Origin of the sequence: Pantoea sp. A4 (assembly GCF_000295955.2) — a bacterium.
Taxonomy (GTDB): domain Bacteria; phylum Pseudomonadota; class Gammaproteobacteria; order Enterobacterales; family Enterobacteriaceae; genus Pantoea; species Pantoea multigeneris.
The window spans coordinates 20,309-35,970 of the sequence record NZ_ALXE01000003.1 but is presented as its reverse complement, the minus strand read 5'-3'; the positions used below and the strand labels follow the sequence as shown (position 1 = coordinate 35,970).

Here is a 15,662-nt window from a genome sequence, read left to right as displayed (position 1 = left end):
CAACTGAGCTATTCCCGCAACATCTTCACTTTCAACTCATCACTGCGTGATGCATTAAGAGTGCTGATTTTCACTCGTCGCACCGAAATAAATTCTTCATCGGTACGGGGTGCGCATTATACGAGAATTCTTTTGCTCTGCAAGAGTCTGAAAGCAAAATTTTGCGCTTTTTGTTTGTTTGCTGCTTAAATCAGCAAAGCGCTGATTTAAGCAGCAGTTATGGCACTTACAGCTGTAAAAAATGTTCGCGATAGTAAGACAACTCTGCCACCGACTCGCGAATATCATCCATGGCCTGATGCGTACCGGCTTTTTTGAAGCCTGGCAGGATCTCAGGTTTCCAGCGACGCGCCAGTTCTTTCAGCGTGCTGACGTCGAGATAACGATAATGGAAGTAGGCTTCCAGTTCTGGCATGTATTTGAACAAGAAACGGCGATCCTGGCCGATACTGTTACCACAAATCGGTGAACTGTTGGCTGGCACCCACTGCTTGAGGAATTCGAGCGTCGCTAACTCGGCTGCCCGGTCGTCAAACTGGCTGGCTTTGACGCGTTCAACCAGGCCGCTGCCGGTATGGGTACGGACATTCCACTCATCCATCAGGGCTAACTGGGCATCAGACTGATGCACTGCCAGGGTTGGGCCTTCAGCCAGGATATTGAGATTGGCATCCGTCACCAGCGTAGCGATCTCAATAATGCGGTCGCGCTCGGGATCGAGACCGGTCATTTCCAGATCGATCCAAATCAGATTGTTTTCATTGCCCTGAGTCATGAGGTTTCCTGCAGTTGACGTAAAAAATGGCCTGTTACGGCGCTCAGCCTGAGTTGAAAGCCGCGTAATAAGTTAAAAGCCCTGAATTAGGTGTATCATAGACGTTTTGCCCAGCGGGGCGAAGCCTGGCGAAAAACCTGTGAGGATGCGTGAGCAAGAATAAACTGTCTAAAGGTCAACAGCGGCGCGTAAGCGCTAACCATCAGCGTCGATTACAGACCCGGGAAAAACCGGAGCCTGACGATAACCTGTTTGGTGAAGCTACCGATGGCATGGTAATCAGCCGTTTCGGAATGCACGCTGATGTAGAAGACAGCGCAGGTGTGGTACACCGCTGTAATATCCGCCGTACTATCCGCTCGCTGGTCACTGGCGATCGCGTGGTATGGCGCGCTGGCCTTGAGAGCGGCGGCAAGGGGATTGTCGAAGCCGTCCACGATCGGCAAAACGTCCTGACTCGTCCGGACTATTATGACGGCGTCAAACCTATCGCCGCCAATATCGACCAGATTGTGATTGTTTCTGCCATTCTGCCGGAATTATCACTCAACATCATCGATCGCTACCTGGTCGCCAGTGAAACCCTCGGGATTGAGCCGCTACTGGTATTGAACAAAGTCGATTTACTGGATGATGCAGCGCTGGCCTTTGTTGAAGAACAGATGGATATCTATCGTCACATTGGCTATCGCGTGCTGCTGGTCTCCAGCCACCGTAAAAATGGCCTGGCCGATTTAGAAGCTGCGCTGACGGGCCGCATCAGTATTTTTGCGGGCCAGTCAGGCGTAGGAAAATCCAGTTTGCTGAACGCACTCCTTGGCTTTAACAGCCAGGATCAGAGTGAAATTTTGACCAATGACGTTTCAGACGTCTCAGGTTTGGGTCAGCACACCACAACCGCAGCACGGTTGTATCACTTCCCGCATGGCGGTGACGTGATTGACTCACCGGGCGTGCGTGAGTTTGGTTTATGGCACCTGGAAGCGGAACAAATCACTCAGGGCTTTGTCGAATTTCGCGAGTTCCTTGGCACTTGTAAATTCCGTGACTGTAAGCATGGCAACGATCCCGGTTGTGCATTGCGTGAAGCGGTGGAAAACGGCGTGATCAATGAGTCCCGCTTCGATAACTACCACCGCATTCTGGAAAGCATGGAACAAGTGCAGGTAAAAACGCGTAAAAACTTTTCCGCTAGCGATGATTAAGCGCTAGAAAGGCATATTCGCCAATAAATCAGGGCGCTGCTACAATCCGCCCCTTTTGCTGCGCCATCTACTGGGGTACCGCGAAATATTCACGAGATAGCCAGGAGGCTAAAGTGCTTGATCGTTTAAAACTCGGCTTGAATCATCTTCTCCCGAAAAAAGGGCTTACCGAACTCGCGGGTTGGGGTGCCAGCAAACGGGGTGGCTGGTTGACCAAAGCCGTCATTGATGTGTTTGTCTGGTTTTATAAAGTCGACATGGCAGAAGCGCAAAAGCCTGACACTGCCAGCTATCGCACCTTCAATGATTTCTTTGTACGTCCGCTGAAGGATGGCGCACGTCCGATTGATGCCGATGCCAATCTGGTGGTACTGCCTGCCGATGGTGCCGTGAGCCAGTTGGGACGTATCGAAGGCGATCAAATTTTCCAGGCTAAAGGTCACTACTACAGTATTGATGCGCTGTTAGCCGGTAACGAAGCGATGGCAGAGAAGTTCTGCGAAGGTGAATTCATCACCACCTATCTGGCGCCACGCGATTACCACCGGGTACACATGCCTTGCAACGGCATTTTACGTGAAATGATCTACGTACCGGGCGACCTCTACTCGGTTAACCCTCTGACTGCGCGTAACATCCCTAACCTGTTTGCCCGCAACGAACGCGTCATTTGTTACTTTGATACGGATATCGGCCCGATGGTGCAAATCCTGGTGGGTGCGACCATTGTTGGCAGCATTGAAACCGTCTGGGCAGGCACTATTACGCCTCCGCGTGAAGGCGTGATCAAGCGCTGGCACTACCCGGCTGCCGACCATGAAGGTGCCGTAGTGTTGCTGAAAGGTCAGGAGATGGGGCGCTTTAAGCTCGGTTCTACCGTGATTAACCTGTTTGCGCCGGGCCGCGTAAAACTGGCTGAAAGCCTTGAGCCAGAGAGCAAAACCCGTCTCGGTCAACCGCTGGCGCTGGTCCTGCCGCAGGCAGACAACGTCGCCGATTCCGCTGAATAACCTGAGCCTTTTTCCGTGCGTACCCTCTTGATTCTCCTGCTGAGCCTCTGGCTCAGCAGTACTGCCTTCGCCGCTGGCATACCTGATGCAAGCCAGTTAAAACAGTCACTGGAAGAGGCCAAAGCGGCCAAAGCCAACCCAACCCAGGCCGAACAGGTTCAGGTGCTGGAAGCCGCGCTGAACTCCCTCAATCAACGTGATACGTCACTGGAACACACCAAACAGTATCAGCAGGTGATTGATGATTTCCCGCGTCTGGCGCGTGAACTCCGCCAGCAGACCGCAGCGCTAGAAAGCAGCAGCAGAAGCGTGCGCAGCAATATGAGCAGTGCCGAGCTGGATCAAGAAATCCTACAGGTCAGCAGCCAGTTGCTGGAAGAGAGCCGTCTGACCCAACAAGAGCAGGATCGCGCCCGCGAAATCAGCGATTCCCTCTCGCAGCTTCCGCAGCAGCAAACCGACGCGCGTCGAACAATGGCCGAAGCAGGACAACGCCTGCTCACGGTGGCTAACAACGGCACGCCGTTGGCACTGGCGCAAGTTGCGGCCAGGCAGGCAGAAAGCGCCGCCAGCAAAGCGCTGGTGGATGAGCTGGAGTTAGCACAGCTGTCCGCCAATAATCGCCAGGAACTGGCGCGGATGCGGGCAGATTTGCACCAGCAAAAAGCCTCACAGTTGGATGCCTACCTACAGGCCCTGCGTAATCAATTAAATAATCAGCGCCAGCGTGAAGCCGAGCTGGCTTTGGCGCGTACCGAAGAGTTAGCAGAAAACAGCGGCGATATGCCACCGGCCATTAGCGAGCAGTTTCGGGTTAACCGCGATCTCTCTTCATCGCTGAATCAGCAGGCACAACGCATGGATCTTGTCGCCTCGCAGCAGCGATTGGCGACCAATCAGATCATTCAGGTTCGTCAGGCACTCAGCACCCTCCGTGAACAGTCACAGTGGCTGGGGACGTCTAACCTGCTGGGTGAAGCCTTGCGTGCGCAAGTCGCCCGGCTCCCCGATATGCCCAAGAATCAGCCGATTGATGCTGAAATGGGCCAGCTGCGCGTCCAGCGTCTCTATTTTGATAATCTGTTGCAAAAGCAGGATTCGCTACGCAATGCCAGCCAACCTGATGGCACCCCTTTCACCAACGAGCAAAAACGCATTCTCGACGCGCAGTTGAAAACCCAGCGTGAACTGCTGAACTCGTTGATTTCCGGCAGCGACACGCTGATTCTGGAAATCACCAAACTGCAAGTTGCGAATACGCAGTTGCAGGATGCGCTCGGGGAGGTTCAGGAAGCGACGCACCGCTATCTGTTCTGGACCGCTGACATTAGCCCCATCAGCCTGAGCTACCCGGTAGATGTCGCGCGCGACCTCACGCGGCTACTGTCTCTGGATACCCTCGGTCAGTTGGGTAAAGCTATCGCGATGATGTTCACCAGCCAGGAAACGCTGTTGCCGGTAATCGGTGCGCTGTTGCTGGTCGGTTTCAGTATCCGCACGCGTCGACACTTCCACACCTTTATGGAACGTGCAGCCAGCAAAGTCGGTAAAGTGACTCAGGACCGCTTCGGCCTGACACTGCGCACGGTACTGTGGTCGATCTTGGTGGCGATTCCGCTGCCGGTATTGTGGGCCACCCTCGGCTATGGCCTGCAACACGCCTGGCCCTATCCGATCGCAGTTGCGGTCGGAGACGGCATTACCGCCACGCTGCCGCTGCTGTGGGCCTTTATGATCAGTGCGACTTTTGCCCGTAGCGATGGCCTGTTTATTGTCCATTTCCGTTGGCCACAAATCCGCGTTGCACGTGCGATGCGATACTACTCGCTGACCATTGGCCTGATCGTGCCGCTGATCATGCTGTTGATCGCCTTTGCTAACCTGGAAGATCGTCAGTTCTCAGCCACGCTGGGGCGACTGTGCTTTATCCTGATCTGCGGCGCATTGAGCATTGTTACCGTCAGCCTGAAACGTGCAGGCATTCCGCTCTACCTCGATAAAGAGGGCAATGGCGATAACATCATTAACCGCATCCTGTGGAATATCATGATTGCGATTCCACTGATCGCCGCACTGGCCTCAACGCTGGGCTATCTGGCGACCGCTCAGGCGTTGCTGGCACGTCTGGAGACATCGGTTGGGATCTGGTTCCTGCTCCTGGTGATTTACCACATTATTCGGCGCTGGATGTTGATCCAACGGCGGCGGCTCGCCTTTGATCGTGCTCGCCAGCGTCGTGCCGAAATGCTGGCTACACGTGCACGCGGCGAAGAGGAAAAAGAGCCTCTTTCCGCCGGTGAAGGCAGCATAGAGAATGAAGAACCGGTGGTCGATCTGGATGCGATCAGTGCGCAGTCATTGCGCCTGGTACGGTCGATTCTGACACTGCTTGCGTTGATTTCGGTTATTGCCCTGTGGTCAGAACTGCACTCTGCGTTTGGCTTCCTCGAGAACATCCGCTTGTGGGATGTCAGCACCACGGTTCAGGGGGTGGATAGCATTCAGCCCATTACCCTTGGTTCGGTACTCATCGCCATTTTGGTGCTATTTATTACCGCACAGCTGGTGCGTAATATGCCCGCGCTGCTTGAACTGGCATTATTACAGCATCTCGATTTACGTCCTGGCAGCGGTTACGCCATCACTACCGTTACTAAATATGTGCTGATGGTAGTAGGCGGCCTGTTAAGCTTTTCTCTGCTGGGCATCGAGTGGGCGAAGCTGCAATGGCTGGTGGCAGCACTGACCTTTGGGCTGGGTTTTGGCTTGCAGGAGATCTTTGCCAACTTTATCTCTGGCCTGATTATCCTGTTCGAAAAGCCGATTCGTATTGGCGACACCGTGACGATTCGCGATCTCACCGGCAGTATTACCCGTATTAACACGCGAGCCACGACGATTACCGACTGGGATCGTAAAGAGATCATTGTGCCGAACAAGGCATTTATCACTGAGCAGTTTGTTAACTGGACGCTGTCTGACTCGGTTTCACGTGTGGTATTAACCATTCCAGCACCCGCACATGCTAATAGCGATGAGGTGACCAACCTGCTTCTCCAGGCGGCTAACCGCTGTAGCTATGTGCTGGATAATCCGACGCCGGATGTCTTCCTGGTGGATTTACAGCAGGGTATCCAACTGTTTGAGCTACGTATTTATGCGGCTGAGATGGGACATCGTATGCCACTGCGTCACGAGCTACATCGGTTGATTCTGCAAGGGTTTGAAGCGCATGGGATTGAAATGCCCTTCCCACCTTTCCAGATGCGCATGGAAAACGGCAGTAAAAAAATCCCGGCCAGCAATGGTACGCCTGCGGGCCGCACTTACCGTTCGGGCGGTCTGTAACCGCAAAACAAAACCGCCCGGCTTACCGTCGGGCGGTTTTTCAGTTATTGACCGTTGTCACTTAAAGCCCGGCTATTTCACAAACTCCTCACCCAGCTCGATGTCTTTTTTTAGCGTCGCTAGCATCCCATTCAGTGCCGCCTGTTCGAATTGACTAAGAGGGCCAATCGGCTTACGTTCCACGATACCGCCCTTACCCAGTAACAGCGGCTGAGCAAAGAAGCGAGCGTACTCACCGCTGCCTTCAACATAAGCATACTCAATCACCTGCTCTTCACCCTGCAGCGCACGCACCAGAGCCAACCCCAGTCGAGCCGCCGCTTGTCCCATCGACAGGGTTGCCGATCCACCACCGGCTTTAGCCCCTACCACTTCCGTACCCGCATTCTGGATACGTTTGGTCATCTCTGCCACTTCCTGGTCGCTAAACGTCACCCCAGCCACCTGAGACAACAAGGGCAAAATCGTCACGCCAGAGTGGCCTCCCACAACAGGCACTTCAATCGCTTCCAGCGGTTTGTGCTTGAGCTCCGCCACAAAGGTTTTTGCCCGAATCACATCAAGCGTGGTCACACCAAACAGGCGATTTTTATCGTAGACACCGGCTTTTTTCAGTACCTCAGCCGCAATCGCCACCGTGGTATTAACCGGATTAGTGATCACGGCGATCAGTGCTTTCGGGGCTGTTTCTGCCACTTGTTCGATCAGGTTACGCACGATGCCGGCATTCACGTTAAACAGATCGGCACGATCCATACCCGGTTTGCGCGCAACTCCCGCTGAGATCAATACCACATCAGCACCTTTGAGAGCCGGGGAGGCATCTTCCCCACTGAACCCCTGCACTTTGACTGCCGTTGGAATATGGCTGAGATCAACCGCCACACCCGGTGTCACCGGGGCGATATCGTACAGCGTAAGCTCTGATCCAGCGGGAAGTTGGGTTTTCAACAGCAGCGCCAGCGCCTGGCCTATGCCGCCTGCGGCACCAAGAACAGCAACTTTCATCCTGAACTCCTTATTAAGGTGGAGCAGTGAAGAGCCGGAAAACCCTCTGATGTGACCTAATCAACTTCACAACAGCCTGTGCGGTAGCTTATCGGGTTATGAGCCACCTGCACCGCCGTTGAATGACCGTTGCCAGCAAACGTCGCAGACAGGGTTCGGCAGTGATATCGTCAAACTACAAATCAAGCATATAACAAGAATCACCGCCCTGCTGTGCGCCAGCCGATCCTCTTTTGCTCAGGCCTGGCTTAATTTGCTATTATCCCTGGCCGCCTGTTTAGCAATAGCAAAAGCGCTACGTATCAATTGCATAAAAATTCACTTAACTGCATAATAATGTCAACGCCACGCAGGCTCTCGCCTTATTGATACTCCTTAACCTGGTAACTTATGCGTAATCCAAGCAAACAAGATGATCTTATCAAAGCCTTTAAGGCACTGCTGAAACAGGAAAAATTCAGCTCACAGGGTGAAATTGTCGCTGCTCTGCAGGAAGAGGGCTTTGAAAACATTAATCAGTCCAAAGTCTCACGCATGTTGACCAAATTTGGTGCGGTGCGTACGCGCAACGCCAAAATGGAGATGGTTTACTGCCTGCCCGCCGAACTGGGCGTTCCGACCACCACCAGCCCACTGAAAAACCTGGTGCTGGATATCGACTACAACGACGCTTTAGTCGTCATTCACACCAGCCCAGGGGCCGCACAGCTGATCGCCCGTCTGCTCGACTCGCTCGGTAAAGCGGAAGGCATTCTCGGCACCATTGCCGGGGATGACACCATCTTCATTACCCCAGCGCGCGCCTTCACGGTTAAGCAGTTACACGACGCCGTAATCGACCTGTTTGAGCAGGAGCTTTAACTACCGCTCGCCTTTGCCAGCGGTTAACCTGCTGGCAACATTCCTGTCTCTCCCTTCGCGTTGGATAAAACATTTAAAGCTTTAAAATCATAGTGTTAAAAAACACGCTTCGCTTGTCTCCATACCTACCCTGACGCTAGACCCTTTCGCATTTTTATCATTATGTGTCGTTTTTCACTATTAGGCACAAATAAACCAGTTTAAATAACTGGAATCAGATCATTTAGCAGATCAATAAACCAACTGTTTTCGCACAAAACGATAAATTACCCTATGTGCTTGTTTTTAAATATAAATACCCTCTCAACCATCACCAATAAGCATCTTTTATAACTTTCCGTTATTAAAATGACGCATAAGGACAACGGATAACAACCAATCATTATTAGCAGAGTATTAATTTCAAAGGTTATTAGTTCTATACTTATTTCCGTGATGAGAATCACACGAAGATGAAGAAAAAAAGATACGACGAGGAAATGAATATGAAAATTAAAACTGCTATTGCCGCTGTGGGCATGTTATCTGCACTGTCATTCGGCGCTTTCGCCGCACAAAGCATTGATACCACCCAGGCGCAGGGCCTGCACTCTTTAGGCACCATCAGCGTAAGCGGTATCGACGGCGCACCGTCTGACATCAACCAGCAGCTGAATCAACAAGCCGATAAACAAGGTGCTAAGGCATACCGTGTGATTGAGGCTTATAACAACGGCAACTATCACGCGACCGCTGAACTGTACAACTAAGTTTCGGCCAACTCACTGTCATACCACAGTGGCCCGTCGTAGCCATAGCTCCAGGCCACTGAGACCTTTTTCGGAGATAACAACATGAAAACCAAATTAACCATCGCAATCATCGGTCTGGCATCACTGCTTTCTGTCGGTGCCCACGCTGCATCACTGGTTAGCAACGATCAGGCGGCTGGCCTGCAATCAATGAATCAGACTGTTAGCGTTAGCGGTATTGATGGCGACCAGACCAACATTCGTCAGGCACTGTCAGAGAAAGCCGATGCTCAGGGTGCTAGCCACTACCGCATCATCGAAGCTAACCGTGACAACACTTACCACTACACCGCTGAACTGTATAAATAATAACGATGGTCAATGGCACCGAGTAACGGTGCCAGCCATGCTTTCGACGACCGGCCCTGAAGCTATGCACACCGCAGGTTGTTGATTTAACTCTGGAGAAAAAGAATGAAAATCAAAGCCAGCATCGCCACCCTCGGCCTGCTCTCTGTGATGACTTTTGGCGCTTCTGCAGCGCAACTGGTTACACAACAGCAGGTTGATGAACAGAATCTGCAATCTGTCGGTAGCACTATCACTATCAGCGGCACTGCCGGATCGCCTATGGACTACCGCGCCCAGCTTTCTGAAAAAGCAAATGCGCAGGGAGCCAGTGCGTACAGGGTTATCGAAGCACGCACCGGTGACAGCTATCACGTCACCGCTGAGCTCTATAAGTAATTCCTCGTCAATCCGTTGACGACCTTTGGCCCCGCCTGCCGGGGCCCTTTTTTGCAGCACCGGGGTTACCGAACAAACGACGCTTATCTGGGCGTCGTTTTTTTTTGCCTGAAGGACAGGGGAAAAAAAACCGCCGGCATTGCTGCGGCGGTTAGACGTTAGATACGAATCAGGGTGTTCTGGTACTTATCTAGCATTGCTGCCAGGCGGTGTACCGGTTCGATAACCCCGGTGGGAGCGTCATACTGCACTAACTTTTCCTGATAAACCTTGAGCTCTTGCAGCAAACGCTGGAAGTAATAGGCTCGCTTCTCATCATTGCTTGCTGCAACAACCCGATCGGCGGTGCTACGTAATTGCCGGTGGTAAGCCGAGAGATCGGCATTGATCGGGATCTCAGCCCGTCGCAAACGTTGATGGCTAATCACCAGCGTCAGGGCAATACGGTATTTTTCAATATCGCCGGGGAACAGATTAAGCAACATAAACAACTGCTGATACAGCGCGGGTAAATGGTTTTCCCGGCGTCTGGCCTGATTCGTGGTCATGGCGGAGACTGCTGCATACATAAAGCGGTTGAGAATTTTACGTCCGGTGCGGGCTTTTGAGTTATCACGGATGATCAAGATCACCAGCAGTGACAGGAAGCAGCCAATGATCTGCCCCAGCGCGTTATCGAGGAACACCTTAAACTGAAACTGCATCGGGTTTTCCAGCACCAAAATGTTAATGGTGCCAATCAACGCGCCGAGCGTCCCAACCTGACGTCGCTGAATCAAAATTCCGCTGATAAAGGCCATCACACCGAGAGAGATGCACAGCAATAACATGCTTTGCTGTGTGGCCGGCATGATCACCATGAAATAGAGTGCTCCCAGCGGCAGTGCGACCATCATGCCGTAGACAAAGTCCATGACCATGCCCAATGGGTTAGGTACACGCATGGCCAGTGCGGTGATCACCCCCATCATCACGACGCAGCCGCTGCCTGAAGTCCAGCCGGTGTACAGCCAGAAGAAGCAGCCCAGCGCCAGCGAGACAAAAGTACGGATACCGTTGATCATCGCATGGTGCGTTTCAGCTGATCGCCCAGGCACGATAATATCACGCTGCAAAATCCCACTTTCGATGCTGCTGATGCGGCTGTTGGTTTTCACGCCGTTCATTAGCAGCAAGTACTCCGTCGCTGCGCCTACCCAACTGCCCAGCGTCACCGGCAGTGTTTTATTACCGCTGGCACTGAACACGCGACGCAAGACTTTTAAGCGCCTGTGCACATCCGCAACGCTCTCCACCTCTTTTTCAATCAGCAGGGAAAACTGGGGCGGCAGATAGTCAGGACGAACATTTTTAATCAGGAAGGTTTCTGTCGCCTGGGTAATCATGGTTAACGAAAGCGAATGCAGGGCTTCGAGGCGAGTAGCGACATTTTTCCAGCGTGAAGACTCCATCAAAAGCTGGCTACGCATCCCTTTCAGCGCGGTAGTGCGACGCACCAGCGTGCTCCAGGCCTTATCCACTTCCTCTTTGTTATCACCATGAGCTACACAGAGTTGCAGCAGCTTGAACTGTGCTACCAGCAGAGAATCCACTTCGTTATCGATCACTTTTTTAATCGAACGCGGTGAAAAGAGGATATCAGCCAGAATGGCACACAGAATGCCGAGCACAATCTCGCTACAGCGTTCCACGGCAAACTGCGGTGCTAGCGTCAGTGCACCACTGGCATCAGCCGTGATCACAATAATTAATGCGGTATAGCCTGCCAGCCCCAGCGCGTAGGAGTTTTCGACTTTAATTAACGAGGAGATCCAGACACAGACACCGGCCCAAATACAACACAGTAGCAACATAATAGCGGGTGCACGCACCGTCGCCATCATGATAGTTACAGCGGCAATTGAGCCGATAAAAGTACCGATAATACGTAGAATGCCGCGATAGCGCAGCGCACCGGAATAGGGATCGCCACCCGCAGCAAAAGCCGTGCCGCCAGCGACAATCCCCGCCGTCATCACGGCCCAGCGGGGGGTTTCCAGATTAAAATGAAAACCAATGAACAGTGCCGAGACTAAGGCAAAGGCCAACTTAACCGGGAAGCGGAGAAACTCAATCATCTCACCTCCGGTTAACCGAATTCACGTAACCGATTGAACAATTTACCTATTGGAGAGACATGTTCAGCTTTACGATCTTCTTTACCGGTGATGACCACCGTTGCCGTGGTGCCCGCCGGGAAGCGATTACCAGGCTGCTCATCGAGGTGGATTCGCACTGGAACGCGCTGCGCTAAACGCACCCACTCCAGGTTTGAATCTACGGTAGCCATGCCTTTGCTGTCCACGCTGCTGCTGCTGTTGGTAACACCAGCCGCTACGCTTTCTACCGTGCCACGCAGCACAATGTTACTGCCCAGTGGCGTGATTTCAGCGCGGTAACCCGGTTGCAGGCCGTGCAGCTTCGTCTCTTCAAGATAAGCCAGCACATGGTAAGTGCCCTTCTGCACCAGTGCCACGGCTACAGAGCCGCGGTTGATGAACTCACCCTGATAGGCATTCAGGTTGGTTACCCAGCCATCCGCAGGCGCACGAATATTGGTTCGATCAAGATCGATTTGCGCTAAATCACGCGTTGCCACGGATTTTGCCAGCTGATGCTCGCTGGTTTGTAAATCGTTGTTCGACTGTTCGATAGCTTCACGCGACATTGCCGCAGTGCCGAGTTGATTACGACGCGTTGCTTCACGGCGTTTCTCGTTCACCAGCGCCTGGTAGTATTCGACATCAGCCTGAGCTTCATCCAGCGCTTTCTGGTAACGCGGGCGGTCGACCACAAACAGCGTGTCGCCCTTTTTCACCAGTTGGTTATCACGCACTGGCACGTCAGTGATCAGACCGGTGACATCCGGTGCGATCGCCACGACATCAGCGGCAAAGCGAGCATCGCGCGTCCACGGGGATTCTGTATAAAAAAACCAGGCACGAAAAATGATAACGATTGCAATGATCACCAGCAGCAGAGTAATCACGTAGCGCGCGATTTTTCTTATTAGTGTTTTCACTTAAACCTCAGACAAATAGACGGGATACCAGATAAAACACACAGCAGTAAAGCGCTGTGTTAAACAGTGCTGGATGCCAGACAAGGTCATAGATACCGCTGGGTGTCAGCACTCGCTTCACTAACCAGAACAACAACAGTGAAACGATCAACTCTACAAATATGGGCGGGAAAGAGAGCCCAAACACGACAAAAACCGGAAGCACGCTCATCAGGGATCCTTAGTTTGACTGCGCCGGACGCTCCAGAGTTGCCCACCGCAATACTGCACGGTAGGTTTATGATGTTGAGATGGCACAACACCTCACTACGGCTGGGTTAATAATAGCGTATCATCAGGGATATTAGCGACATTGCCCTGAAGGGCAATCACCACGCGTCAGAATATACGGAGCAGCGAAGAGGGGCCCGGCACGCATATAGTAACGCGCCTTACTATAATTTTTCTACTTAATGTGAGCTAAATCACTTTTTAGCCAGAGTAAACAATGGAACGACTTAAAGGCATGTCGGTATTCGCCAAAGTGGTTGAATTAGGTTCGTTTACCGCCGCCGCCAGACAGCTTCATCTTAGCGTCTCATCCATCAGCCAGATCGTCGCCAAACTGGAAGATGACCTACAAGTTAAACTGCTGAATCGAAGCACCCGCAGCCTCGGCCTCACCGAAGCGGGCAAAATCTATTATCAGGGCTGTCGTCGGATGTTGGGTGAAGCCGCGCAGGTGCATGAGCAGCTGTATGCTTTCAACAATACGCCGATAGGTGTGTTGCGTATCGGCAGTTCTTCCACCATGGCGCAAAACGTGCTGGCTGATATGACGACCAATATGCTGCGCGATTATCCCGGCCTGAGCGTCAACCTGGTCACCGGCAGCCCGGCACCAGACCTGATCGCCAACGGGCTGGATTTAGTGATCCGCGTTGGCCATCTGGAAAATTCCAGCCTGTTTTCACGCCGCCTCGGTGCGATGCCAATGGTCGTATGCGCCGCACGCAGCTATCTGGCGAAACAAGGCACGCCAGAGAAACCAAGTGATATCGATAACCTTTCCTGGCTGGAATACAGCGTACGTCCAGATAATAATTTTGAGCTGATAACGCCGGAAGGCGTGGTAACGCGCCTGTCTCCGCAGGGGCGCTTTGTCACCAATGACTCATTAACCCTGATTCGTTGGCTGAAAGCGGGCTGCGGCATCGCCTATGTGCCACTGATGTGGGTGATTGATGAGATAACTCAGGGGGATATCGACATTCTGTTCCCTAAATATCAGTCAGAACCGCGTCCGGTCTATGCGCTGTATACCGAGAAAGACAAGATGCCGTTGAAAGTGCAGGTATGCATTGATTATCTGACCGAGTATTTCCGTACGGTATCGCAGCAGTATCAGCAACATCGTGTCAGTTTGAAATGAGGCGGCAGAGCGCCGCCTCAGAGGAAAATCAGGCCGTGCCGCCGACGGTGATGTTATCGAGCTTCAGCGTTGGCTGGCCAACACCTACCGGTACGCTCTGTCCCTCTTTACCGCAAACGCCAACGCCTTTATCCAGCGCCAGATCGTTACCCACCATGGAGATTTGCTGCATAGCTTCAATACCGGAGCCAATCAGCGTTGCGCCTTTGATCGGGGTGGTAATTTTGCCTTTCTCGATCAGATACGCTTCTGACGTTGAGAAGACAAATTTGCCCGAGGTAATATCAACCTGACCGCCACCGAAGTTTGGTGCATACAGACCATACTCCACGCTTTCGATAATCTCTTGTGGCGTCGACTTACCGGCCAGCATATAGGTGTTGGTCATACGTGGCATTGGCAGATGCGCATAAGATTCACGGCGACCATTACCGGTCGGCGCTACGCCCATCAGGCGCGCATTGAGCTTATCCTGCATGTAGCCTTTCAGAATGCCGTTTTCAATCAGTACGTTGTACTGACCTGGCACACCTTCGTCATCCACGGCCAGTGAGCCACGCAACCCTTCAATGGTGCCATCATCAACCACAGTACAGAGTTCTGAAGCGACCAACTGGCCCATTTTACCGCTGAAGACCGAGGTTTCACGGCGGTTGAAATCGCCTTCCAGCCCATGTCCTACCGCTTCATGCAATAGCACGCCAGGCCAGCCCGCACCCAACACCACCGGCAACGCGCCAGCCGGTGCCGCAACGGCCGAAAGGCTCACCAGTGCCAGACGCACCGCTTCTTTCGCCCATGCATCAGCACGTACTTCACCGTCTTCATCAGCCAGGAAGAACTCATAACCTACACGCGCGCCGCCGCCACTTGAGCCACGCTCACGCTTACCATCTTGCTCAACCAACACGCTGACTGAGAGGCGAACCAGCGGACGGATATCTGCCGCCAGGGTGCCATCCGTAGCGGCAACCAATACTTGCTCATAGACACCGGTCAGGCTGGCATTCACCTCCTGTACACGCGGGTCAGCAGCACGAGCCACTTTATCGATGCGGTGCAGCAGCGCGATTTTATCTTCACGAGTCAGGCTATCGAGCGGATTAAGTGGGCGATACAGTTCGCGCTGGATCACCGCAGAAAGGGTATGAGACTTGCCGTTGCCCTGCTCGCGCACAATACTGCGTGCCGCTTCAGAAGACTGACGCAGCGCGTTTAAGGTAATTTGGTCAGCATAGGCAAAGCCGGTTTTTTCACCGCTGACGGCGCGAATACCGACGCCCTGGTCGATATGGTACGAACCGTCTTTAATAATTTTATCTTCCAGCACCCATGATTCATGCAGGCTGGACTGAAAATAGAGGTCAGCATAATCCAGACGACGTTCTGAAAGCTGCCCTAACAGAGAGTAAAGGTCCTGCTGATTAATACCGTTAGCAGATAGTAACTGCTCACTTACCAGGTTCAGAGTCATCGTTTCTCGCTCAATTATGTGCTCGGTTAAT

The 15,662-nt window shown here is 52.7% G+C and carries 15 protein-coding genes; 9 read left to right on the top strand and 6 right to left on the bottom strand.

Annotated elements, in window-relative coordinates; translation table 11 throughout:
- Positions 1 to 189: hypothetical protein (locus B880_RS26980; RefSeq protein ID WP_237760977.1), on the top strand; the 189-nt coding region annotated here is incomplete at its 5' end.
- A gap of 37 nt (positions 190 to 226) precedes the next feature.
- Here the strand turns inward: B880_RS26980 and orn are convergent.
- Positions 227 to 775 carry an oligoribonuclease gene (orn, locus tag B880_RS0101305; RefSeq protein ID WP_017345579.1) on the bottom strand — a complete coding sequence of 183 codons (549 nt, stop codon included), beginning with the start codon at positions 773 to 775 and terminating at the stop codon, positions 227 to 229.
- A gap of 149 nt (positions 776 to 924) precedes the next feature.
- Between orn and rsgA the strand changes: the two genes are divergently transcribed.
- The 3 genes from rsgA (at position 925) to mscM (ending at position 6,338) form a co-directional block, all read left to right on the top strand.
- Complete coding sequence (gene rsgA / locus B880_RS0101300; RefSeq protein WP_017345578.1) at positions 925 to 1,980, top strand: small ribosomal subunit biogenesis GTPase RsgA; 1,056 nt, start codon at positions 925 to 927, stop codon at positions 1,978 to 1,980.
- Between the two features lie 113 nt (positions 1,981 to 2,093).
- Positions 2,094 to 2,990 carry an archaetidylserine decarboxylase gene (gene asd / locus B880_RS0101295; protein ID WP_017345577.1) on the top strand — a complete coding sequence of 299 codons (897 nt, stop codon included), beginning with the start codon at positions 2,094 to 2,096 and terminating at the stop codon, positions 2,988 to 2,990.
- Positions 2,991 to 3,005: 15 nt separating this feature from the next.
- On the top strand, positions 3,006 to 6,338 hold the full coding sequence (gene mscM / locus B880_RS0101290) for a miniconductance mechanosensitive channel MscM (protein ID WP_017345576.1): 3,333 nt from the start codon (positions 3,006 to 3,008) through the stop codon (positions 6,336 to 6,338).
- A gap of 72 nt (positions 6,339 to 6,410) precedes the next feature.
- Here the strand turns inward: mscM and mdh are convergent, their stop codons facing one another.
- Positions 6,411 to 7,346, bottom strand: coding sequence for a malate dehydrogenase (mdh, locus tag B880_RS0101285; protein ID WP_017345575.1), 936 nt, complete (start codon positions 7,344 to 7,346; stop codon positions 6,411 to 6,413).
- 390 nt (positions 7,347 to 7,736) lie between these two features.
- Between mdh and argR the strand changes: the two genes are divergently transcribed.
- From argR to yhcN (B880_RS0101265), 4 genes are all read left to right on the top strand, one after another.
- The gene (gene argR / locus B880_RS0101280) at positions 7,737 to 8,207 is read left to right on the top strand and encodes a transcriptional regulator ArgR (protein ID WP_017345574.1); all 471 of its coding nucleotides are present in this window, start codon (positions 7,737 to 7,739) and stop codon (positions 8,205 to 8,207) included.
- A gap of 485 nt (positions 8,208 to 8,692) precedes the next feature.
- Positions 8,693 to 8,956, top strand: a complete 264-nt coding sequence (gene yhcN / locus B880_RS0101275; protein WP_017345573.1) for a peroxide/acid stress response protein YhcN — start codon at positions 8,693 to 8,695, stop codon at positions 8,954 to 8,956.
- Between the two features lie 84 nt (positions 8,957 to 9,040).
- Positions 9,041 to 9,307, top strand: a complete 267-nt coding sequence (locus B880_RS0101270; RefSeq protein WP_017345572.1) for a YdgH/BhsA/McbA-like domain containing protein — start codon at positions 9,041 to 9,043, stop codon at positions 9,305 to 9,307.
- A gap of 105 nt (positions 9,308 to 9,412) precedes the next feature.
- Positions 9,413 to 9,685: a peroxide/acid stress response protein YhcN gene (yhcN, locus tag B880_RS0101265; RefSeq protein WP_017345571.1), complete on the top strand. Its 273-nt coding sequence runs from the start codon at positions 9,413 to 9,415 to the stop codon at positions 9,683 to 9,685.
- A 158-nt stretch (positions 9,686 to 9,843) separates the two neighbouring features.
- Here the strand turns inward: yhcN (B880_RS0101265) and aaeB are convergent, their stop codons facing one another.
- The 3 genes from aaeB to aaeX are packed head-to-tail and all read right to left on the bottom strand — an operon-like array spanning position 9,844 to position 12,957.
- A complete protein-coding gene (gene aaeB, locus B880_RS0101260) occupies positions 9,844 to 11,802 on the bottom strand; it encodes a p-hydroxybenzoic acid efflux pump subunit AaeB (protein ID WP_017345570.1) in 1,959 nt (652 codons plus the stop codon).
- A gap of 11 nt (positions 11,803 to 11,813) precedes the next feature.
- Entirely contained in the window at positions 11,814 to 12,746 is a 933-nt protein-coding gene (gene aaeA / locus B880_RS0101255; protein ID WP_026042355.1) for a p-hydroxybenzoic acid efflux pump subunit AaeA, read from the bottom strand.
- A 7-nt stretch (positions 12,747 to 12,753) separates the two neighbouring features.
- A complete protein-coding gene (gene aaeX / locus B880_RS0101250; RefSeq protein WP_017345568.1) occupies positions 12,754 to 12,957 on the bottom strand; it encodes a p-hydroxybenzoic acid efflux pump operon protein AaeX in 204 nt (67 codons plus the stop codon).
- 276 nt (positions 12,958 to 13,233) lie between these two features.
- On the opposite strand from aaeX, the gene aaeR reads away from it, so the two are divergent.
- Entirely contained in the window at positions 13,234 to 14,157 is a 924-nt protein-coding gene (gene aaeR, locus B880_RS0101245) for an HTH-type transcriptional activator AaeR (protein ID WP_026042354.1), read from the top strand.
- A gap of 28 nt (positions 14,158 to 14,185) precedes the next feature.
- On the opposite strand, the gene tldD is transcribed toward aaeR, so the two are convergent.
- A complete protein-coding gene (tldD, locus tag B880_RS0101240) occupies positions 14,186 to 15,631 on the bottom strand; it encodes a metalloprotease TldD (RefSeq protein ID WP_017345566.1) in 1,446 nt (481 codons plus the stop codon).
- Between the last annotated feature and the right edge of the window lie 31 nt (positions 15,632 to 15,662).

Bases quoted from the DNA above. Each gene is read 5' to 3' on its own strand.
- aaeX (WP_017345568.1), bottom strand. From the start codon at position 12,957: ATGAGCGTGCTTCCGGTTTTTGTCGTGTTTGGGCTCTCTTTCCCGCCC.
- mdh (WP_017345575.1), bottom strand. From the start codon at position 7,346: ATGAAAGTTGCTGTTCTTGGTGCCGCAGGCGGCATAGGCCAGGCGCTG.
- aaeR (WP_026042354.1), top strand. From the start codon at position 13,234: ATGGAACGACTTAAAGGCATGTCGGTATTCGCCAAAGTGGTTGAATTA.
- aaeB (WP_017345570.1), bottom strand. From the start codon at position 11,802: ATGATTGAGTTTCTCCGCTTCCCGGTTAAGTTGGCCTTTGCCTTAGTC.
- B880_RS0101270 (WP_017345572.1), top strand. From the start codon at position 9,041: ATGAAAACCAAATTAACCATCGCAATCATCGGTCTGGCATCACTGCTT.
- argR (WP_017345574.1), top strand. From the start codon at position 7,737: ATGCGTAATCCAAGCAAACAAGATGATCTTATCAAAGCCTTTAAGGCA.
- orn (WP_017345579.1), bottom strand. From the start codon at position 775: ATGACTCAGGGCAATGAAAACAATCTGATTTGGATCGATCTGGAAATG.
- yhcN (WP_017345573.1), top strand. From the start codon at position 8,693: ATGAAAATTAAAACTGCTATTGCCGCTGTGGGCATGTTATCTGCACTG.
- yhcN (WP_017345571.1), top strand. From the start codon at position 9,413: ATGAAAATCAAAGCCAGCATCGCCACCCTCGGCCTGCTCTCTGTGATG.
- tldD (WP_017345566.1), bottom strand. From the start codon at position 15,631: ATGACTCTGAACCTGGTAAGTGAGCAGTTACTATCTGCTAACGGTATT.